Source organism: Bacillus sp. GbtcB10 (assembly GCF_019091365.1).
GTDB classification, from domain to species: domain Bacteria; phylum Bacillota; class Bacilli; order Bacillales; family Bacillaceae; genus Bacillus; species Bacillus altitudinis.
Genome location: NZ_JAGXJP010000001.1, coordinates 895,562 through 913,958 on the forward strand (window position 1 = coordinate 895,562; position 18,397 = coordinate 913,958).

Consider the following 18,397-nt stretch of genomic DNA (forward strand, 5'->3'; position numbering starts at 1 on the left):
CGTTTTTTCTTATGGATCAGTATCTAGGAAGATTCAGCTCATGTTTTTCACATGTCATCACTCAGCCACTCATACATTAAAAATGACTCATTCCCTTCAAGTCAACATCATTTCATCAAAAGTATGAGGAGGTCACGAGCTTTTGAAGATGAGAAAAGGCTGGATCGCTGCTGTCGTTCTTTGTTTTGTCATTTGGATGGGTGCGTTATTAGGTGGTTTTGGAGAGGATCGTTCCGCAAAAGGGGCAGATCGTTATGATCATGTGATTCAATTTCCTAAGGAACGGTATCCTGAAACAGGCAGTCATATTCAAGAAGCTATTCGAAAAGGACACTCAGACGTGTGTACCATTGACCGAAATGGGGCAGATGCCCGCAGGCAAGAATCATTAAAAGGAATTCCCACAAAACCTGGTTTTGACCGGGATGAATGGCCGATGGCGGTTTGTCTTGAAGGAGGAAAGGGGGCGAGCGTTCAATATGTCAGTCCATCAGATAATAGAGGCGCTGGTTCATGGGTCGGGCATCAAATCAGCGGGTATCCTGACGGGAAACGAATTTTATTTATTGTCAAATAAACATAGACAAGAGGCTCCTTGAGAGGGGCTCTTTTTGTTCAACAGGAGCGTATTCGAGCTAGCAGGTACAAAAGATTCAGTGGTACAATCAATCCATCAGGTACAAAGACTGACAAGTAGAAAATGTGAAGGGACATATGCTTATGGAAAAGAACCGTGCATTATACGATTTTTTCATGCAACATGCAGAGAAACTGACTGAAACATGGTATGAATCAATTGAGGATGATGATCCAGAATCCATTTATCGTTCAACAGATTCCAGCATCATAGCAGAGCTAAAACGGCAAAATCAAGATTATTATCAGCATTTTATACGCGCACTTATTGAAGACAAGACGTATTTACATACGAAATTTAAAAAATGGTCTGAAGACTTAGCAAGTGATCCGAAGCACTTGAACACGCCATTAGATTACGTCGTGAGAGAATATATGTCCAATCAAAGAGTAGTTCTTCATTACTTAAAAGAGTTTATAAAACAGCATCAAGGTGATATTGACATTGATCGAATATTTTATTGGTATGATTTGATATCTGAGGCATTTAACATTTCAATTCATGTCTTTATTCAGCAATATGTGAAAAATACCACCAAAAAACTCGTTGCACAAAGAGACATGATTTATGAGTTGAGTTCCCCAGTCATTGTGTTAAAAAGTCATGTTGCCTTATTGCCTTTAGTTGGAGATATTGACACTGCGCGAGCAAAGATTATCTTAGAAAATACATTAAAACAGTGTGCGCAAAAAGGTGTTCAACATTTATGTATTGATTTATCGGGTGTCGTCATCATTGATACGATGGTAGCACATCAAATCTTTGATCTTGTCACGTCACTTCGGTTAATCGGGGTTAATACGACCATTTCAGGTATTAGACCAGAAATTGCTCAAACGGCTGTACAGCTTGGACTTCCTTTTAATGAATTTCAAACGGCTTCATCACTTGCTCACGCTTTAGATCGTATGACTGAATTTTCACCAATATAAAAAACCAGGCCTAGTAAACGGCCTGGTTTTTTATTTAGATCACAGCGTCAATTTTTGTTACTTTCCAATCCTTTTGTACTTTCTCGAAAGTGACAGTACGTTTTACTTTGCGTCCATCAAGTGTTGGGACTGTGAATTCGTATGTGCGGATTGTATTTTTCTTAGAGACGAGTTTAGGTGTTGCCTTATCCCAATTAAGCATATTGTCTCCGTCACCAACTGGCACAGCCATTTTTCCTTTATGAACGATGAACTGATAGTCTTTTAAACCGTGAGTAATGGCATCTTTTGTGAACACTTGAGATAGATAGCTGTTTAGTTTTTTCTTTGTATCAAATGTGTTAGACAGGTAGTTGTAAGTCATGTCTTTATAAGTAAATGATTTTAATTTGTAATCTGAATGCTCTTTAATGTTGTAGCCTGACATAGCACTCCAAAAGTGTTCTCTTGCATCAAGGGCAATATGTAACGCTTCTTTATTTGTCAAAGCGGCTGATTTTTTGGAAGCGGCCAGTGTTGTTGTTTGTAATGAGATCATAAGCATAATAGCGGTTAATAAAACAAATAATTTTTTCAAGGCGATTGCCTCCTTTTCTCAATGAAAACTTCTTATGTTACAAATGTTACAATAGTTACAGATATATTACAAGTATTAAATCTAAATGTTTTTTATTTCTTTTCTTTCTATCTATATAACGTTTGAGGGAGACAAAAAGTTTTCATTTTTTTATTTTTTTCTTCCTCATTAGTATTTAACCGTTCTAAAGAAGAATAAAACGTCTTTTGGAAAGATTTCTATTTGTCTCCTCAACACTCTTTTTTTATGTATGACATATACTGTCGTGATGAATGTCTAAGAAAGTGGTGTTTAGTATGTATAATCCATATGAAGGTACGTGGAATGGGTACTTGTACGATCGGCAGGTCCAAAGCATGCCGGCGTTTCCTATTTCTCAAGTTGGAGGATTTCCCGGCTTGCCATTCGGAGGGACTGGGCAAGGGCAAGGTGCAGGAGGACAATCGGTCCCGCCAGCCCCGCCGCAGCATATCATCTCGCAATATCAACAAGCAGTCTCTCAGCCTCAAAGCATGCAGCCGCTCATTGCAGGGCAGAGTGTAGGCGGAAGCCAGCAAACGGTTCAATTTGCAGCTGGATGTAATAGAAGGTGGACCATTGTGTTCCTTAGAAACGGTCAAGTATTTCTCATGTATGTTCTTTCGTCGCAGCCTTTTGGCCGTACAACAGGTTTCATATGGCCGAACTTTACATTCGGCTCGTTCCCAAGCTCCAGTATTCTTGCATATTCTTGTTCATAAAAGAAAAAGCCGGCTCTCATCAGCAGTTGATGAAATACCGGCTTTTTTTAATGAATATTTCTAAATACGCCAATCACTTTACCTAGTATACTCACATTCTGTAAAATAATCGGTTCCATTGATGGATTCTCGGGCTGTAATCTAAAGTGTGTATCTTCCTTATAAAAACGTTTCACTGTTGCTTCATCTTCTTCTGTCATAGCCACCACGATATCTCCATTGTTGGCAGTGCTTTGCTGACGCACAATAACGTAGTCTTTGTCCAAAATACCTGCATCGATCATACTTTCTCCCATAATTTCAAGCATAAATACTTGTTCATCTGGCGCTGCAAAAGTTTCTGGAAGTGGGAAATATTCTTCTACATTCTCAACAGCCGTGATAGGCAAGCCTGCTGTGACTTTTCCGATGACTGGAACATTCATTACAGTGCTCTTTGGAATATTCATTTCCTCTTCATCTAGTACTTCGATCGCTCTAGGTTTTGTTGGGTCTCTTCTAATTAAACCTTTCGTTTCTAGTCTAGCTAAATGTCCATGGACAGTTGAACTTGATGCTAGACCGACAGCTTCGCCAATTTCACGAACGGATGGGGGATAACCCTTGCTTTTTACTTCTTCTTTTATGAATTTCAGGATATCGAGTTGTCTTTTTGATAGCTTCGTCATCTTTTGCACCTCAAAACGTCAATTTTAAAGAAATTATAGCATGTTTTTCCTAACAGTACAAACATAGGTTCGAAAAAAACGTTTGACAGAAACGTTTGTTCGTATTTATAATGAGTGACAGAAAGAACGAACACACATTCTATTAGGAGAGATGACATTATGAGGTTAAAGGAATCTATTATTTTTATTGGGCTATTCTCATTCATCGTTGGCATATTTCTCTCACTTATTGCAGTCACTAGCCATAATGATCCAAATCAATATGTTAAAATAGAGGTTCAATCAGGTGATACTCTTTGGGGATTAGCTGACCAAGTAAACGACAGTAAATCAATCGATAAAAATGCTTTTATTGACTGGGTAACTGAACACAATGATCTCGCTTCAACTGACATCCAGCCTGGAGATATCCTTGTCATTCCAGTTAAAAAAGAGCATCCAGTCGTATATCAACTTGCAACAGTACAGTAGAAAGGTCGATTGAAGACATGAATGCAATCATTTATGCGAGAGTAAGTACTGCCAAAGAAGAGCAAGAAACCTCGCTTACAAGACAAGAAGAAGAACTGCTTGCTTTAGCCGCAGCGCACAAGATGAATGTAGTCAAAGTGATTAAAGAAAAAGCGAGTGGATACGATCTTGATCGTGACGGTGTTTTTGACATGCTGGCTGCGCTGAAAGAGGAAGAAATCGATGCTGTTCTCATTCAAGATGAGACACGCCTTGGAAGAGGGCAGGCGAAAATCGCTCTTCTTCATTGTCTGTTTAAAGAAAAAGTCAAGGTGTACAGCGTATTTCATAGAGGAGAGCTTGAGCTTTCAGAAGCAGACGAGATGGTCATTGAAATTGTAGGCGTTGTAGAAGAGTATCAGCGGAAAATTCATAATTTGAAAATTAAGCGTGGGATGAAAAAAGCTGTTGAGCGAGGGTATCAACCCGAACTGAATTTAAAACACCAAGAACAGGCGCCTGGCCGCGAACGTATTGAAGTACCGATTTCTGAAATTGTTCGATTAAGAAAAAACAACATGACATTCGCTGAAATTGCGGTGACATTGCAGGCACTTGGTTTTGATATTTCAAAAGCAACCGTCCATAGAAGGTACCAAGAATATGAAAAAGGGCTTGCGACTTAAAGCGTGATTTGTTGTAAAAATGACTGATATTTAGTAGTATGTAGAGAAAATGTTTTAAAGGAGTTTGTCATGATTTCTAAAGAACAGCTTGCAAGAATCAATGAGCTTTCAAAAAAGTCGAAAGAGGCCGGTTTGTCGGACGCTGAGAAAACAGAACAGAAGCAATTAAGAGAGGAATATTTAAAGGCTTTTCGTTCTTCTATGAAAAATACACTCAAAACCGTGAAAATCGTCGATCCAGAAGGAAACGATGTCACACCAGAAAAATTAAAAAGAGAAAGAGACCAGAATCTTCATTAAAGGTCGTCATTTCTTTATTTTTGAAAAGATGGGAGGAATATTCTCATCTTTTTTCATATTTGCATAAGTTTTTAGGTGATCGATAAACTAAATGTGACAAAATCCTTCTTTTTCGGCGTGAAATAGTTGTGAAAAAAGGACAGTAGATTTATGATAATGGTGTACACAAGATACGGAAGGGGATTTATATGGAAACGATTGAATTGAAATCTATTGCAACAATACGTACTCTCTCCATAGACGCAATTGAAAAAGCGAATTCCGGTCACCCTGGAATGCCGATGGGCGCTGCACCAATGGCATACGCTTTATGGACGAATCACTTAAACGTAAGTCCGCAAAATCCAAATTGGTTTAACAGAGACCGTTTTGTGTTATCTGCGGGACATGGCTCTATGCTTTTATATAGCATGCTTCATTTAAGCGGATACAATCTGAGCATCGAAGATTTAAAACAATTCCGCCAATGGGGAAGCAAAACACCTGGACATCCTGAGTTTGGACATACAGAGGGCGTAGATGCGACAACAGGTCCTTTAGGACAAGGGATTGCGATGGCTGTTGGAATGGCACTTGCAGAAAGACATCTTGCAGAAACGTATAACAAAGACAATTTTAATGTTGTGGATCACTATACATACAGCATTTGCGGAGATGGAGACTTAATGGAGGGCATTTCCTCTGAAGCTGCTTCACTGGCTGGTCATTTAGGCTTAGGCCGTTTAATTGTTCTTTATGATTCAAACGACATTTCTTTAGATGGCGACCTCGATCGTTCTTTCTCTGAAAATGTGAAGAATCGTTTTGAAGCGATGAATTGGGAAGTTCTTTATGTAAAAGACGGCAATAACATTGACGAAGTGACAGCTGCCATTGAAAAAGCCAAACAAAGTACAGACAAACCTACACTTATTGAAGTGAAAACGACAATCGGTTTCGGATCTCCAAACCGTGCGGGAACGTCTGGGGTGCACGGTGCACCGCTTGGAAGTGAGGAAGCGAAGCTAACGAAGGAAGCTTATTCTTGGACGTTTGAAGAAGATTTCCATGTACCTTCTGAAGTGTACGATCATTTCAAAACAGCTGTTAAAGACGCTGGACAGAAAAAAGAAGCAGCGTGGAATGAACTGTTTGAGCAATATGAAAAAGAATATCCAGAACTAGCAGCTCAGCTGAAGCTTGCGATTGAAGGGAAACTTCCTGAGAATTGGGATCAAGAGGTTCCTGTATATGAAGCAGGTTCAAGCCTTGCCTCTCGTGCCTCTTCTGGAGAAGTATTAAATGGCATTGCAAAGCAAGTACCATTCTTTATTGGCGGGTCTGCTGACCTTGCTGGATCAAATAAAACAACCATTAAAGATACAAATGACTTTGGCAGAGAGAATTACGCTGGCAGAAACATTTGGTTTGGTGTGAGAGAATTCGCAATGGGTGCAGCATTAAACGGTATGGCACTTCACGGCGGACTTCGTGTATTCGGTGGAACATTCTTTGTTTTCTCAGACTACTTAAGACCTGCCATTCGTCTTGCTGCATTAATGGGACTTCCTGTCACTTATGTATTTACGCATGACAGTATTGCGGTTGGGGAAGATGGACCAACGCATGAGCCAGTTGAACAGCTCGCTTCATTACGTGCGATGCCTAACCTTTCTGTTATTCGTCCAGCTGATGGAAACGAAACAGCTGCAGCATGGAAAATTGCTGTATCTTCAACGAATAAACCGACAGCGCTTGTTCTTACTCGTCAAAACCTTCCAACGATTGATCAATCACCAGAGAAGGCGTATGAAGGCGTAGAAAAAGGTGGATATGTCGTCGTTGAAGCAGCTGATGCACAGCCAGAAGCTCTTCTACTTGCTTCAGGATCTGAAGTAGGTTTAGCCATTGAAGCGCAAAAAGCACTTGAAAAAGAAGGCATTCGCGTTTCTGTCGTGAGCTTACCTGCATGGGATCGCTTTGATGAGCAGTCAGACGAATACAAAGAGTCCGTTCTTCCTAAAGCAGTGAGAGCACGTGTTGCAATCGAAATGGGTGCTTCACTTGGCTGGGAACGTTACACTGGCCTTGATGGCGATGTGATTGCGATTGATAAATTTGGCGCTTCTGCACCAGGCGAAACCATTATTGAAAAATACGGTTTCACTGTCAGCAACGTGGTGAGCCGCGTAAAAGCAAAGCTGAATAAATAATCAGTCTCCAAGCATCATGCTTTTTTGCAGTTGGTTTGCAGAGCTTTTCACTATGCTCTGCAAACTTTTTTCTTTTTTCTTGTTTTTTTGACAAAACTAGTTTCTTCTTGCTTCATATATAGACAATTCTTTCTTTCACATTTTTGTATAATACAAGCAATAAGCGAGATTGACGAAATGTGAAAGGAAGGGATAGACATGGAACGCCATTATTATATTTATTGGATTGAGGATGAGTTTGCTCATCATTATTTTGGTAGAGAATCTATTTTGTTTCATTTGTTTGAATCGTTACACTGGACGAACCGCAGTGATGACGAATTAGTCATGCTTGTTAAGCAAGTGGATTATGTAACGAAACGTATCCCTGCTTTTCATATGCACCAGCGTTTAATGAACAATTTAACCAACATTCACTATACACAAATAGGCTCAATATACAGTGCATCGCTGCCAGATGGAAAAGGCACAGCCGCATTCATTATAAAAGACCGTTACATTCAAATGTCTGCCACAGGCAGTTATGAGGCAGAAGCGGTGTTTTTTGAAGTACTCAGAAAAATTAGTCCTTGTTTCCTAGCTATGGACTTTGGATCAAAGAAGCATGGTTGGCTCAATCCGGTAAAAGTGAGGAATTTTGTTTAAAAAAATAAAATTGAACGTGAAATGTTGTATAATAGCCTTTTGTTTAGTACACTTTATACGAGACAACATGAAGGAGGAAGAATTATGGATTTATGGGTTGTCATCCTTGTAGGCGTTGTTGCACTGCTTGCAGGAGTTGCACTCGGATTCTTTATTGCTCGTAAGTATATGATGAGCTACTTGAAAAAGAATCCACCAATTAATGAACAAATGCTTCGAATGATGATGATGCAAATGGGCATGAAACCGTCCCAAAAGAAAATCAATCAAATGATGAAAGCCATGAACAACCAAGCGAAATAATACGTACGTTATTATGATCATAGATGGAACATGGTCCCTAAAGATTGGACAAGCGTTGTCCTTTCTTTATTGAAGTCACCTTCATCAGACGCATAAAACCACTGTACTTGCATGAATAAAGCAGGGAAAGTGGTTTTTATTTTGCCGTGAACCGTCCGTTAAAGACAAAACAAAAAACCCCTGTGAGCAGAGGTTTTCGTTTCTTTTATTGTCACACATATCAACTTTTCTAAAATCGTGCGGCATTTGTTTCTATCTTGAGATATCATTAGTTGGCTGAGTTTGAGTGTAAGTGTCGTTGATATTGTAAGAGGAGATGATCTAGCTGCTGGCTATGTTCGATGGTCACTGTTGATGTCATCCCATTATGCAAGACAACTTTCATCAGCTCTTCTCTTTTTTCTTCAATTTGAGTTAATAATGATGTTTTTACCAAAGTCATGTTCCTTTCATGCAAATCTTGATAAAAAGAATCGATTCTATTATATCCATTTTAAGGTTTATTTTCAAATTTAAAGGGTTTGGTATCTTGATGTCAAATTAAATTATATAAGGTTTTAAGAGATTAGACCATCTTTATTGAGATGATGTAAAAAAAATGAAATGAATTTGTCATCTCTTATTGTATATTGTAAGAAGGGGGTGTTCTTTTGTCAGATTTGAATTACTTTTTAGCTTTTGGAGCAGGGTTTCTATCTTTTATCTCACCGTGCTGTCTGCCACTTTATCCAGCCTTTTTATCCTATATTACGGGCGTTAGTATAGATGAAGTGAAATCTGAGAAGGTGATGCTGAGAAGAAGAAGTCTTCTTCATACATTATTCTTTTTAATTGGGTTCTCTCTCATTTTTATTGCCATTGGATTTGGGACATCGTTTGTTGGGAAGTTTTTCATTGAATATCAAGATGCGATTCGTCAAATTGGTGCTATTCTCATTATTTTCTTTGGCTTTATGATTCTTGGTGTATTTCAGCCTTCTTTTTTAATGGGAGAAAAGAGGTTGCAGTTTAAAAATCGTCCAGCCGGTTTTTTTGGATCGATTCTCATCGGAATGGGTTTTGCTGCTGGTTGGACACCATGTACCGGCCCGATTTTATCAGCTGTCATCACACTTGCCAGCAACAAGCCAGAGTCCGCTGTGACCTACATGATTGCGTATGTATTAGGTTTTGCTATCCCGTTTTTTGTTCTTTCCTTTTTCATCACAAAAATGGCTTGGATCAGAAAGCGTCAGCAGCTCATCATGAAAACTGGCGGGATTATTATGATCGTAGTAGGGATCTTGCTGTTCTTTGATCTTCTGACATGGATCATTATTATGTTCTCATCATTATTTGGAGGATTTACGGGTTTTTGAAATCGTTTTCTACAGTCGCGGCGAATGGTTTTTTTTCGTCAATTGGAGTATATTATACATAGACTGACCTTAAAGAATAAAGGAATGATTTGATATGATGATCATAATTTCTTCTATAGTGGCGGTATGTATGGCGGTAGCCGTCATGTTTATTCGCATTAAATCATCTGCAAAACCTGCAACCGCGAAAAAAATTATATTACCTCCTATCTTTATGAGCACTGGTGCACTGATGTTTTTTGTGCCAATGTTTCAAGTAACTGGAGCTGAATTTTTAGAGGCGATTACTGTAGGGATGTTTTTCTCTATCTTTTTAATTAAAACATCGAAATTTGAAATTAGAGGCAATGAAATCTATTTGAAACGTTCAAAAGCATTTGTGTTTATTCTCATTGGCCTTCTTGTCCTTCGTATCGGAATGAAGACGATTTTAAGCTCTTCCATTGATTATGGTGCGCTCAGCGGGATGTTTTGGATTCTAGCCTTTGGCATGATTGTCCCATGGCGGGTTGCGATGTATTTGTCGTTTAGAAAGATGTCTAAACAATTAGATCTGCAGCAGGCCCAAATAAATTAAACCTCCTTTTTAAAAAGGAGGTTATTTTAATAAAGATTCATATGGTGAATGGTCGATCTTTTTTTCTTGAAGGCGCTTTAGTAGAAATTTATGATCCCGCTTCGGTGTAGCGATAATATAGCCGCGAATGATTAAGTCTAAATTAATGCTGGCCGCTTGTTCTTTTAGTGCCAGTTCGCCAATTTTACCGGCGATTTTTTCTTTGGCGACATCTCTAAACAACTCTGGAACCGGTAATACTAGCTCATTTAATAGCTGTTTGTCTTCATCGCGCCATAGGTGCAGGCTCTTTTGAATATATTCATCCTGCCAATCAAGCTCTGATTTCCCGTCTTCTTTCGGCAATCGTTTTAAAAACTTGCGAAACATAAAAAAGCCACCGATTGCTAGTAATCCAATCATCACTGTACCCCAAAATAAAATGAACCACAAAAACCAGCCGCTTAACATGTTCTCACTCCCTATATCCCTTCTCTCTATTCTATTTTACATGAAGAGAAGGTAGAAGAAAATAACAAAAATGTATGTGTTTTTTTCTCTATAAATGCCTTTTTTGATAAAGAGACGCCCATTTACTAGAATGACCCAAACCATTTAGTAGAAAAGGAATACATTATTGTATAGCGACTCTACTATTTGGCCATGGTGGTTCGCACAAGGTATTGACTTGAAACGAACGGAAGAGAGCCCACCTGTATACAGGTGGGCTCTTAATGTTTGAAGTGCGGCATTTGAAAGGAAAATGCTCCGTCTTGACGATGGGCTTCCTTTTTGATTTTTATTGATATGATTCTGTTTTCGTAATCTGTATCAATGTCTTTGTCATTCAAATAAAAAGGGAGCATGACACTTTTTTCAATCGGCTGTTCTCTTTCATCAATCAAATAAGCGAGGATGAGCTCACATCCGGAAAAGGTCAGTTTTAAATCAGTGATCGATAGGGTGGAGAGGTCGATCTCAATAATATAATCACGGCTTGTTTCGTAAAGATCTATTGGGAGTTGTTCGTCATACCATGCAAAAGGATCATCCATTAATACACTCAGCCAATCATCTATTTCAAGAAAATCAGAGGAATTCACTTGCTTTTCATTCTCCATAAACACTCCTCCATCACATCTCATAATAAATCATATGATGAAAGCTGAAATGTGTGAAAGACCTAAAACATCCCGTTTGGTCACGGGCTTAAGAGAAAATGTTTACATATCATGATGTGAATTGTGCTTTTGTCTTGTATGGTTGCGGTTTTTCACTTTTTTACTGCCTGATAGTGGCTCAGGCTGCCCGCCTTGATGCTCTTTAGGAGAGTTTTGACGTATGTCTTTCCCAGTGTTCTTGTTCGTCATCATTTCTCACTCCTTTCTTATTGGTTTTTTTTACGCTTTTTATTGTTTTGCTTTTGTTCTTCTGTTAAAACGAGCTGATCATTTTCTATATAGCCTGCACCATTTCCTTGGCTTTTGGCTGCGTTCATGCCGTCAATGACATGATTTGCTTTTCTTTTTGTCATGTTCTATCACCTCAGCATTAGTATGAACCCGTGCTGCTCAGTTTATGAGGAGTAATCATTTCCTTGTGATAAGCTAAACTTATTGAATTTAATAAAAGCATTGTTATTTACTTATGTATGAATTTGTTTTAAGATGAAATTGTGAGAAAATTGTGGTGAAATACGACGATTTTTCTGAGAATTGAAATTGATCTTGATCATCAAAAGGGGGATTTTGGACATGTCGAAACAGCAGCAAGTCGCTAAACAAGACGCTTTTCAATCTAGAAAAACGTTTTCGACAAATGGGAAAACGTATCACTATTATTCGTTAGAAGCACTCGAGAAACAAGGAATCGGAAATGTTTCTAAATTGCCTTATTCCATTAAGGTACTGTTAGAATCAGTGCTTCGCCAAGTAGACGGTAGAGTGATCAAGAAGGAACACGTTGAAAACTTGGCAAAATGGGGAACTGCCGAGGTAAAAGAAATTGATGTTCCATTTAAACCTTCTCGTGTTATTTTACAAGACTTCACGGGTGTGCCAGCTGTCGTTGACCTTGCTTCTTTAAGAAAAGCAATGGCAGATGTGGGCGGAGACCCAGATAAAATCAACCCTGAAATTCCAGTTGACTTGGTCATTGACCACTCTGTACAAGTCGATAAAGCTGGAACTGAAGATGCATTAAACATTAACATGGATTTAGAATTCGAACGTAACGCAGAGCGTTATAACTTCCTTAGCTGGGCAAAGAAAGCGTTTAACAATTATCAAGCTGTTCCGCCTGCAACAGGGATCGTTCACCAAGTGAACTTAGAGTATCTTGCAAGTGTTGTTCATGCAATCGAAGAAGATGGCGAGATCATCACTTACCCAGATACATTAGTTGGTACTGACTCACATACAACAATGATTAACGGTATCGGTGTACTTGGATGGGGCGTTGGCGGTATCGAAGCAGAAGCTGGTATGCTTGGTCAGCCTTCATACTTCCCAGTACCAGAAGTTATTGGTGCTAAATTAGTTGGAGAGCTTCCAAACGGAACAACTGCAACTGACCTTGCCTTAAAAGTGACACAAGTTCTTCGTGAAAAAGGCGTAGTGAACAAGTTCGTCGAGTTCTTCGGACCTGGTGTTGCACAATTGCCGTTAGCAGATCGTGCAACAATTGCGAACATGGCGCCAGAATACGGTGCTACTTGCGGATTCTTCCCAGTAGATGAAGAAGCGCTAGCTTACCTTCGCCTTACTGGACGTGATGAAGAGCAAATTAATATCGTTGAAGAATATTCTCGCGCAAATGGCTTATTCTATACGCCAGATGCAGAAGAGCCAATTTTTACAGATGTTGTGGAAATTGATCTTTCTCAAATTGAATCAAACTTATCTGGTCCTAAACGTCCACAAGATTTGATTCCACTTTCTCAAATGAAAGAGACGTTCCATAAACACATCGAAAGCCCAGCTGGTAACCAAGGTTTTGGCTTAGAAAAATCAGAGCTAGACAAACAAATCGAATTTGATCTAGCAAATGGTGAAAAGGCTGTGATGAAGACAGGTGCGATTGCGATTGCAGCGATTACGAGCTGTACGAATACATCGAACCCATACGTCTTAATCGGAGCAGGTCTTGTTGCGAAAAAAGCAAGTGAGCTCGGTATGAAGGTGCCAAATTACGTGAAAACGTCACTAGCACCGGGTTCTAAAGTTGTAACAGGGTACCTCGTGAACTCAGGACTTCTTCCATACTTAAGAGACCTTGGATTTAACATCGTTGGGTATGGCTGTACAACATGTATCGGAAACTCAGGACCGCTTGAAAAAGAAATTGAAGATGCTGTCTCTGAAAATGATCTGCTGATCACTTCTGTTTTATCAGGTAACCGTAACTTTGAAGGGCGTATCCACCCGCTTGTAAAAGGAAACTACCTTGCATCTCCACCATTAGTAGTGGCCTATGCACTTGCTGGTACGGTGAATATTGATTTAACAAAAGATCCGATCGGTGTCGATAAAAATGGCGAGAACGTTTATTTCAATGACATTTGGCCATCAATGGATGAAATCAACAGCGTCGTGAAAAGCACTGTCACACCTGAGCTATTCCGCTCAGAGTATGAAACTGTTTTTGACAACAATGACCGCTGGAATGAAATTAAAACGACGGATGATGCATTGTATAAATGGGATGAAAATTCCACATACATTGATAACCCGCCATTTTTTGAAAACTTATCAGTTGAACCTGGTAAAGTTGAACCACTTAAAGGATTGCGCGTAGTGGCTAAGTTCGGTGACTCTGTCACAACAGACCATATTTCTCCTGCTGGAGCAATTGGTAAAGACACGCCTGCAGGTAAATACTTGCAAGAAAGAGGCGTTTCGCCAAGAGACTTTAACTCATATGGATCACGTCGTGGTAACCACCATGTAATGATGAGAGGTACTTTTGCAAATATCCGCATTAAGAACCAAATCGCACCAGGAACAGAAGGCGGGTATACAACGTACTGGCCAACTGGTGAAGTGACATCCATTTATGATGCATGCATGCGTTATAAAGAAGATGGAACTGGTCTTGCGATCTTAGCAGGCAAAGACTACGGAATGGGTTCTTCACGTGACTGGGCTGCAAAAGGAACAAATCTTCTTGGAATTAAATTCGTTCTTGCGGAAAGCTTTGAGCGTATCCACAGAAGTAACCTTGTCTTCATGGGTGTGCTTCCTTTACAGTTTAAAGATGGAGAAAGTGCAGAAACTTATGGACTAACAGGAACAGAAACATTCGAAGTAGATGTTGATGAAACAGTTCGTCCGCGTGACCTTGTCACTGTAAAAGCAATTGATACAGATGGCAACGAGAAAACATTTGAAGTAATTGTTCGCTTTGACAGTGAAGTCGAAATTGACTACTACCGTCATGGTGGTATCCTTCAAATGGTATTGCGTGAAAAATTGGCAAGCAACTAATAAAGCAAAGAAGAGAAGGCGCTTAGATAGCTTTCTCTTCTTTTTTAACATAGTGGAGGATCAATCATGTGGAAAAAAGGAATGGCAAGCGCTGTTTTACTTGTGTTGATTGGTTTACTTGCATGGAATGTATTCGGACCAAAAGAACCCGCCATCGGTCTTGAAACAGGGGACAAAGCCCCTGATTTTGAGCTCAAAACCCTTGATGGCAAAACGGCATCTTTATCTGATTATCGAGGTAAAAAAGTACTTCTCAATTTTTGGGCGACATGGTGTAAGCCTTGCCGAACAGAAATGCCAGATCTAGATGCAATTAGAAGTGAAAATGACCAAGTTGAGGTACTAGCGGTGAATTTGACGAACACTGAAAAGAGTGTGGATCACGTCGCATCTTTTATTGATGAACTTAAGGTCAGTTTTCCTGTTTTATTAGATCAAAAAGGTATTCAAGCGAGATATCAGGTACTTTCATATCCGACGACATACATACTAGATGAAAAAGGGCGTATCCTGTCTGTAAAGCATCAAATGCTCACAAAAAAAGAAATTGAAAAAGAGCTGGATCTATAATGATTCAGCTCTTTTTTGCTTATTTTCTAAATGTTTTGGCGAAAATGGTATGAACAGAGTGGAGGTGGTGATAGACATGAGAAGAAGAAAGCGCCGTACATTTGAAGAACTTGTGCTTGAAAATAAAAAAGAATTATTAAGCAATGAGGAATTTTTAAACCAGCTTGAAGAAAAGTTGGAAGAGCGATTTAGACAGAAATAAGTTATGATTTGTCCTTTTTCGTTCATCCTAAAGAAGAGGGAGGGGTGAATGATGGGTAGAGAGCATGATAAACAAGCGCAGTTTACACCAGACCATTTAGGGACAAAACCTGTAGCATACAAACGAAATAAAGGCAAAAAGATGCATAATAAATCGAATGAACAGCCTGATGTGATACAGACGAAGGGCGAATAATAGGAGGGAAGCATGATGAATGACAAGTCATATCAATCCAATCCAGATGATCGTTCTGATAATGTTGAGAAGCTGCAGGATATGATCGAAAACACACTTGAAAATATTGATGAATCTGAAGCAGCAATGGGTCTTTCAACAGAGGAAGAAAAGCAGATGATCAAGCAAAAAAATGAAAACCGTAGAACAAGTATTGACGCAATGCGTTCTGAAATAAAGGACGAGGAAGCAGCAAGAAAGAGCGGTTACACTGAATAAACCAGGGATTCCTGGTTTATTTTATTGCCTCTTTTTAGAAGAACCATTTGGAATGTGGTAAAATGTCAGAGACGTTAGGTTTTGATAGGAGAGCGATGAAAACGTGTATGTATCTAAAAAAGAAATAGAAGTCCGTTATGCAGAAACAGATCAAATGGGCATTGTGTATCATGCCAACTATTTAATCTGGATGGAAGTCGGCAGAACAGCATTAATTAAAGAATTAGGCTTTTCCTATGCCCAGTTAGAGGCAGACGGTGTCCTTGCACCTGTTGTCGATCTTCAGGTTCAATATAAGAAACCACTACTGTACGGTGAAACGGCTACAGTTCACACATGGATAGAAGAATATAACGGCGTGAAAACAGTGTATGGCTATGAAATACAAAAACCTGATGGACAAACGGCTATTACAGGGACCACCTCACATATTTGTGTGGACAAAGAAACCTTTAGACCGATTCAATTTAGAAAAGCTTTCCCTGCATGGCACAGCGTATACGAAGAGTCCAAGAAGCAGGTTTGATTCATGGCCTTTGGAATTAAAAGAAGAGATTTGAATGCTTGGAAATCAGCTGTTCGGCAAGGGAATGTGGCCTTTTTGACACACTATTGGCTTGATGACCGTTTTCCGCATGCGAATACTGTCACAAAGGCAGCCTGTCAGGATATGGAGCAATTAATCGCTTGGGGACAAAAGCATGGATTAAAGAAAGAATGGATCCATGTTCGCGAAGGTTTTCCTCATTTTGATCTCATCGGTGATTCGCAAAAACGGATTTTGCAAAAAGAGCGGTCGTTAGGAAACATTCAGGAGTATGGACTTTATATTGAGTGATAAACAAAAAAGATACCCGAGGGATGAGGTATCTTTTTTGTTTATTCATAATGAAATTCTGGTTCTTTCACGGACTCGTTATAATCAATATGCAGATCATGGTTGTCAAAATACCAAATATCACTTTCTTCCACAAAGAAAGTAATGCCTTCTACTTCAGCGGTTGCGCCGGCATTTTGAGGTTCATCTTTTGCGACGCCGAGAGAAAAGCCTTTTTGTACATTACTGCACCCGCCATATCTGACAAAAAAGCGAACATGATCACCTTTTTCTAAATCCAGTTCATTCTTGTACCAATTGAGTGCATCATCTTTTATCGTTAATTTCAATGTGATCGCCCCTTTTTGAAGTCATGCTGTTTTTAAATGCAGGATGCAAAAACAGCTTTTCTTTACTTTTACCACATATTTAAATTGATGAAACGGCTAAAGCCATTTGATTTTCGGTTCAGTTTTGTTGAGAATTCGTTTGAGGTTGGCGATGTGTCTGAAGATCACAAAACCAGCAAGAACAGCAACAACAATAATTAAAAATACGTCTTGGGTGAATATGCTGTAAATGAATGTGTAGATCCCAGTCAGCATAGATGATAATGAAACATATTTACTAATGTATAAAAATAAGAAAAAAGCAGCGATCATCGTGATAAATAAGAACGGGGCATAAAATAACAGCACGCCGCCTGATGTAGCGACCGCTTTTCCCCCTTTAAATTTTGCAAAGACAGGAAAGCTGTGACCGATAACAGCAGCAACTCCTGCTAATAAGGGATGAATGTCCAGTTGCATGAAAAACGGTAAAGCCGAAGCAAGAGTCCCTTTTAAAATATCAGCAGTGATAACGATGGACCCTGCTTTCACACCTAACGTACGGAATGCATTCGTCGCACCTAGGTTCCCGCTGCCATGTTCACGGATATCGATTCCCTTTGCAGCTTTCCCGACAATGAGACCTGATGGAATACTGCCGAGAAGATAAGCCAAAATAAACATCAAAGCAATTAACATCTGCATAACTCCTTTATATTCTCCCTCTTGTCTTACATTTTAACATGATCTTATGAAAAACATGGCGATCTTTTTTTGAAAAAAACGATGGCCGATGAATTCAGCTTTGTTTTTAACAAGAAATTCGCTAAAATAGAAGAAAAGGAGTGTCTGGATGAATCATCCTTCAAAACAAGAAATTGGGCGTATATTAAAAAGCAGTAAGCGAATTGCGGTTGTTGGTTTGTCAGATCAGCCGCACCGAACGTCCTATATGGTTTCAAAAGCCATGCAAGATGCCGGTTATGACATCATTCCTGTCAATCCAACGATTGATGAAGCACTTGGGGTAAAAGCGGTCGACTCTTTAAAAGACATAGAAGGGCCTGTTGATATCGTCAATGTCTTTAGACGTTCTGAGTTTTTGCCTGAGGTGGCGAAAGAATTTCTTGAAATAGACGCACCTGTTTTTTGGGCGCAGCAAGGCGTATATCATGAAGAGGCAAAAAGGCTGATTGAGGAAAATGGCAAGGTCGCCATCATGGATTTATGTATCAAAGTGGCTCATGCGATGACAAAAACTCATTAAATCGTCAAAAATCCTTGGTTTTTCAAGGATTTTTGCTTTTTTGTTGCAGAAATATATTTGCGATTCTAGAAGAAAGCGATAAAATAAGGCGACAGGGACCTATCGGTGACCTTGCATATCGAGAAAAAGAGCGATAAGATAAATATAGAACATTTGTTCTGTTTTGCTAAAACCATCATATGATTGCATTTGGCTTATGAAACAGTCTTGTTTATAATGGACTTCTAGTTC

Annotated in this window: 28 protein-coding genes; 19 read left to right on the forward strand and 9 right to left on the reverse strand. The window is 39.3% G+C overall.

From position 1 onward, the window contains the following. Window positions 1-196: 196 nt before the first annotated feature. On the forward strand, window positions 197-577 hold the full coding sequence (locus KVT11_RS04740; RefSeq protein WP_224559893.1) for a NucA/NucB deoxyribonuclease domain-containing protein: 381 nt from the start codon (window positions 197-199) through the stop codon (window positions 575-577). A 143-nt stretch (window positions 578-720) separates the two neighbouring features. After that, complete coding sequence (locus KVT11_RS04745) at window positions 721-1,569, forward strand: STAS domain-containing protein (RefSeq protein ID WP_202734425.1); 849 nt, start codon at window positions 721-723, stop codon at window positions 1,567-1,569. 34 nt (window positions 1,570-1,603) lie between these two features. Here KVT11_RS04745 and KVT11_RS04750 read toward each other — a convergent pair whose 3' ends face one another. Then, entirely contained in the window at window positions 1,604-2,146 is a 543-nt protein-coding gene (locus KVT11_RS04750) for an IseA DL-endopeptidase inhibitor family protein (protein ID WP_008343822.1), read from the reverse strand. A gap of 296 nt (window positions 2,147-2,442) precedes the next feature. Here KVT11_RS04750 and KVT11_RS04755 point away from each other — a divergent pair, with 296 nt between their 5' ends. Further along, window positions 2,443-2,886, forward strand: coding sequence for a hypothetical protein (locus KVT11_RS04755; RefSeq protein ID WP_008343821.1), 444 nt, complete (start codon window positions 2,443-2,445; stop codon window positions 2,884-2,886). A 47-nt stretch (window positions 2,887-2,933) separates the two neighbouring features. Here KVT11_RS04755 and lexA read toward each other — a convergent pair whose 3' ends face one another. After that, window positions 2,934-3,554 carry a transcriptional repressor LexA gene (lexA, locus tag KVT11_RS04760; RefSeq protein ID WP_035700932.1) on the reverse strand — a complete coding sequence of 207 codons (621 nt, stop codon included), beginning with the start codon at window positions 3,552-3,554 and terminating at the stop codon, window positions 2,934-2,936. A gap of 159 nt (window positions 3,555-3,713) precedes the next feature. On the opposite strand from lexA, the gene yneA reads away from it, so the two are divergent. From yneA to KVT11_RS04790, 6 genes are all read left to right on the forward strand, one after another. Next, window positions 3,714-4,025 (forward strand): cell division suppressor protein YneA, encoded by a 312-nt coding sequence (gene yneA / locus KVT11_RS04765; protein WP_007499348.1) that lies wholly within the window; start codon window positions 3,714-3,716, stop codon window positions 4,023-4,025. A 17-nt stretch (window positions 4,026-4,042) separates the two neighbouring features. Next, window positions 4,043-4,690 (forward strand): YneB family resolvase-like protein, encoded by a 648-nt coding sequence (locus KVT11_RS04770; RefSeq protein WP_019744126.1) that lies wholly within the window; start codon window positions 4,043-4,045, stop codon window positions 4,688-4,690. A gap of 69 nt (window positions 4,691-4,759) precedes the next feature. Then, the gene (locus KVT11_RS04775; RefSeq protein WP_008343816.1) at window positions 4,760-4,990 is read left to right on the forward strand and encodes a DUF896 domain-containing protein; all 231 of its coding nucleotides are present in this window, start codon (window positions 4,760-4,762) and stop codon (window positions 4,988-4,990) included. 188 nt (window positions 4,991-5,178) lie between these two features. Next, window positions 5,179-7,182 carry a transketolase gene (gene tkt, locus KVT11_RS04780; protein WP_046343625.1) on the forward strand — a complete coding sequence of 668 codons (2,004 nt, stop codon included), beginning with the start codon at window positions 5,179-5,181 and terminating at the stop codon, window positions 7,180-7,182. 198 nt (window positions 7,183-7,380) lie between these two features. Then, window positions 7,381-7,827 carry a sporulation inhibitor of replication protein SirA gene (sirA, locus tag KVT11_RS04785; RefSeq protein WP_007499339.1) on the forward strand — a complete coding sequence of 149 codons (447 nt, stop codon included), beginning with the start codon at window positions 7,381-7,383 and terminating at the stop codon, window positions 7,825-7,827. An 84-nt stretch (window positions 7,828-7,911) separates the two neighbouring features. Then, a complete protein-coding gene (locus KVT11_RS04790; RefSeq protein ID WP_003212379.1) occupies window positions 7,912-8,130 on the forward strand; it encodes a YneF family protein in 219 nt (72 codons plus the stop codon). A 268-nt stretch (window positions 8,131-8,398) separates the two neighbouring features. Here KVT11_RS04790 and KVT11_RS04795 read toward each other — a convergent pair whose 3' ends face one another. After that, window positions 8,399-8,572 carry an aspartyl-phosphate phosphatase Spo0E family protein gene (locus tag KVT11_RS04795; RefSeq protein ID WP_369810454.1) on the reverse strand — a complete coding sequence of 58 codons (174 nt, stop codon included), beginning with the start codon at window positions 8,570-8,572 and terminating at the stop codon, window positions 8,399-8,401. 208 nt (window positions 8,573-8,780) lie between these two features. On the opposite strand from KVT11_RS04795, the gene KVT11_RS04800 reads away from it, so the two are divergent. Together KVT11_RS04800 and KVT11_RS04805 are read left to right on the forward strand one after the other, a co-directional pair. Then, window positions 8,781-9,488: a cytochrome c biogenesis CcdA family protein gene (locus tag KVT11_RS04800; protein ID WP_008343813.1), complete on the forward strand. Its 708-nt coding sequence runs from the start codon at window positions 8,781-8,783 to the stop codon at window positions 9,486-9,488. 94 nt (window positions 9,489-9,582) lie between these two features. After that, a complete protein-coding gene (locus KVT11_RS04805; RefSeq protein WP_007499337.1) occupies window positions 9,583-10,065 on the forward strand; it encodes a CcdC family protein in 483 nt (160 codons plus the stop codon). 21 nt (window positions 10,066-10,086) lie between these two features. Here KVT11_RS04805 and KVT11_RS04810 read toward each other — a convergent pair whose 3' ends face one another. The 4 genes from KVT11_RS04810 to sspO all read right to left on the reverse strand — a co-directional run bounded on the left by KVT11_RS04810 (window position 10,087) and on the right by sspO (window position 11,578). Beyond that, on the reverse strand, window positions 10,087-10,515 hold the full coding sequence (locus tag KVT11_RS04810; protein WP_007499335.1) for a DUF2621 domain-containing protein: 429 nt from the start codon (window positions 10,513-10,515) through the stop codon (window positions 10,087-10,089). A gap of 260 nt (window positions 10,516-10,775) precedes the next feature. Continuing rightward, window positions 10,776-11,165, reverse strand: coding sequence for an Hsp20/alpha crystallin family protein (locus KVT11_RS04815; protein ID WP_017359582.1), 390 nt, complete (start codon window positions 11,163-11,165; stop codon window positions 10,776-10,778). Between the two features lie 102 nt (window positions 11,166-11,267). Continuing rightward, window positions 11,268-11,414: a small acid-soluble spore protein P gene (locus KVT11_RS04820; protein WP_003211331.1), complete on the reverse strand. Its 147-nt coding sequence runs from the start codon at window positions 11,412-11,414 to the stop codon at window positions 11,268-11,270. 17 nt (window positions 11,415-11,431) lie between these two features. Beyond that, window positions 11,432-11,578, reverse strand: a complete 147-nt coding sequence (gene sspO, locus KVT11_RS04825; protein WP_017359581.1) for a small acid-soluble spore protein O — start codon at window positions 11,576-11,578, stop codon at window positions 11,432-11,434. A 220-nt stretch (window positions 11,579-11,798) separates the two neighbouring features. On the opposite strand from sspO, the gene acnA reads away from it, so the two are divergent. The 7 genes from acnA (at window position 11,799) to KVT11_RS04860 (ending at window position 16,591) form a co-directional block, all read left to right on the forward strand. After that, a complete protein-coding gene (acnA, locus tag KVT11_RS04830) occupies window positions 11,799-14,528 on the forward strand; it encodes an aconitate hydratase AcnA (RefSeq protein WP_008343808.1) in 2,730 nt (909 codons plus the stop codon). Between the two features lie 66 nt (window positions 14,529-14,594). Next, entirely contained in the window at window positions 14,595-15,098 is a 504-nt protein-coding gene (locus KVT11_RS04835) for a TlpA family protein disulfide reductase (RefSeq protein ID WP_008343807.1), read from the forward strand. 76 nt (window positions 15,099-15,174) lie between these two features. After that, window positions 15,175-15,300, forward strand: a complete 126-nt coding sequence (locus KVT11_RS04840) for an FbpB family small basic protein (protein ID WP_003211002.1) — start codon at window positions 15,175-15,177, stop codon at window positions 15,298-15,300. Between the two features lie 51 nt (window positions 15,301-15,351). Further along, window positions 15,352-15,495, forward strand: coding sequence for an acid-soluble spore protein N (locus KVT11_RS04845; protein ID WP_008357830.1), 144 nt, complete (start codon window positions 15,352-15,354; stop codon window positions 15,493-15,495). 15 nt (window positions 15,496-15,510) lie between these two features. Then, a complete protein-coding gene (tlp, locus tag KVT11_RS04850) occupies window positions 15,511-15,753 on the forward strand; it encodes a small acid-soluble spore protein Tlp (protein WP_017359579.1) in 243 nt (80 codons plus the stop codon). Between the two features lie 103 nt (window positions 15,754-15,856). Beyond that, the gene (locus KVT11_RS04855) at window positions 15,857-16,279 is read left to right on the forward strand and encodes an acyl-CoA thioesterase (protein WP_076821642.1); all 423 of its coding nucleotides are present in this window, start codon (window positions 15,857-15,859) and stop codon (window positions 16,277-16,279) included. 3 nt (window positions 16,280-16,282) lie between these two features. Next, entirely contained in the window at window positions 16,283-16,591 is a 309-nt protein-coding gene (locus KVT11_RS04860) for a hypothetical protein (protein WP_019744130.1), read from the forward strand. Window positions 16,592-16,632: 41 nt separating this feature from the next. On the opposite strand, the gene KVT11_RS04865 is transcribed toward KVT11_RS04860, so the two are convergent. Both KVT11_RS04865 and plsY read right to left on the reverse strand, forming a co-directional pair. After that, the gene (locus tag KVT11_RS04865) at window positions 16,633-16,920 is read right to left on the reverse strand and encodes a HesB/YadR/YfhF family protein (RefSeq protein ID WP_008343795.1); all 288 of its coding nucleotides are present in this window, start codon (window positions 16,918-16,920) and stop codon (window positions 16,633-16,635) included. A gap of 96 nt (window positions 16,921-17,016) precedes the next feature. Further along, window positions 17,017-17,598, reverse strand: coding sequence for a glycerol-3-phosphate 1-O-acyltransferase PlsY (gene plsY, locus KVT11_RS04870; protein WP_019744131.1), 582 nt, complete (start codon window positions 17,596-17,598; stop codon window positions 17,017-17,019). A gap of 154 nt (window positions 17,599-17,752) precedes the next feature. On the opposite strand from plsY, the gene KVT11_RS04875 reads away from it, so the two are divergent. Then, window positions 17,753-18,166, forward strand: coding sequence for a CoA-binding protein (locus KVT11_RS04875; protein ID WP_017359577.1), 414 nt, complete (start codon window positions 17,753-17,755; stop codon window positions 18,164-18,166). Window positions 18,167-18,397: the final 231 nt, after the last annotated feature.

Coding starts and splice junctions, on each gene's coding strand:
- KVT11_RS04795 (WP_369810454.1), bottom strand. CDS start 8,572: ATGACTTTGGTAAAAACATCATTATTAACTCAAATTGAAGAAAAAAGA.
- tkt (WP_046343625.1), top strand. CDS start 5,179: ATGGAAACGATTGAATTGAAATCTATTGCAACAATACGTACTCTCTCC.
- acnA (WP_008343808.1), top strand. CDS start 11,799: ATGTCGAAACAGCAGCAAGTCGCTAAACAAGACGCTTTTCAATCTAGA.
- KVT11_RS04835 (WP_008343807.1), top strand. CDS start 14,595: ATGTGGAAAAAAGGAATGGCAAGCGCTGTTTTACTTGTGTTGATTGGT.
- KVT11_RS04820 (WP_003211331.1), bottom strand. CDS start 11,414: ATGACGAACAAGAACACTGGGAAAGACATACGTCAAAACTCTCCTAAA.
- KVT11_RS04845 (WP_008357830.1), top strand. CDS start 15,352: ATGGGTAGAGAGCATGATAAACAAGCGCAGTTTACACCAGACCATTTA.
- KVT11_RS04790 (WP_003212379.1), top strand. CDS start 7,912: ATGGATTTATGGGTTGTCATCCTTGTAGGCGTTGTTGCACTGCTTGCA.
- KVT11_RS04770 (WP_019744126.1), top strand. CDS start 4,043: ATGAATGCAATCATTTATGCGAGAGTAAGTACTGCCAAAGAAGAGCAA.
- plsY (WP_019744131.1), bottom strand. CDS start 17,598: ATGTTAATTGCTTTGATGTTTATTTTGGCTTATCTTCTCGGCAGTATT.
- KVT11_RS04875 (WP_017359577.1), top strand. CDS start 17,753: ATGAATCATCCTTCAAAACAAGAAATTGGGCGTATATTAAAAAGCAGT.
- KVT11_RS04810 (WP_007499335.1), bottom strand. CDS start 10,515: ATGTTAAGCGGCTGGTTTTTGTGGTTCATTTTATTTTGGGGTACAGTG.
- yneA (WP_007499348.1), top strand. CDS start 3,714: ATGAGGTTAAAGGAATCTATTATTTTTATTGGGCTATTCTCATTCATC.
- sirA (WP_007499339.1), top strand. CDS start 7,381: ATGGAACGCCATTATTATATTTATTGGATTGAGGATGAGTTTGCTCAT.
- KVT11_RS04755 (WP_008343821.1), top strand. CDS start 2,443: ATGTATAATCCATATGAAGGTACGTGGAATGGGTACTTGTACGATCGG.
- KVT11_RS04815 (WP_017359582.1), bottom strand. CDS start 11,165: ATGGAGAATGAAAAGCAAGTGAATTCCTCTGATTTTCTTGAAATAGAT.
- KVT11_RS04775 (WP_008343816.1), top strand. CDS start 4,760: ATGATTTCTAAAGAACAGCTTGCAAGAATCAATGAGCTTTCAAAAAAG.
- lexA (WP_035700932.1), bottom strand. CDS start 3,554: ATGACGAAGCTATCAAAAAGACAACTCGATATCCTGAAATTCATAAAA.
- KVT11_RS04805 (WP_007499337.1), top strand. CDS start 9,583: ATGATGATCATAATTTCTTCTATAGTGGCGGTATGTATGGCGGTAGCC.
- tlp (WP_017359579.1), top strand. CDS start 15,511: ATGAATGACAAGTCATATCAATCCAATCCAGATGATCGTTCTGATAAT.
- sspO (WP_017359581.1), bottom strand. CDS start 11,578: ATGACAAAAAGAAAAGCAAATCATGTCATTGACGGCATGAACGCAGCC.
- KVT11_RS04740 (WP_224559893.1), top strand. CDS start 197: ATGGGTGCGTTATTAGGTGGTTTTGGAGAGGATCGTTCCGCAAAAGGG.
- KVT11_RS04745 (WP_202734425.1), top strand. CDS start 721: ATGGAAAAGAACCGTGCATTATACGATTTTTTCATGCAACATGCAGAG.
- KVT11_RS04840 (WP_003211002.1), top strand. CDS start 15,175: ATGAGAAGAAGAAAGCGCCGTACATTTGAAGAACTTGTGCTTGAAAAT.
- KVT11_RS04860 (WP_019744130.1), top strand. CDS start 16,283: ATGGCCTTTGGAATTAAAAGAAGAGATTTGAATGCTTGGAAATCAGCT.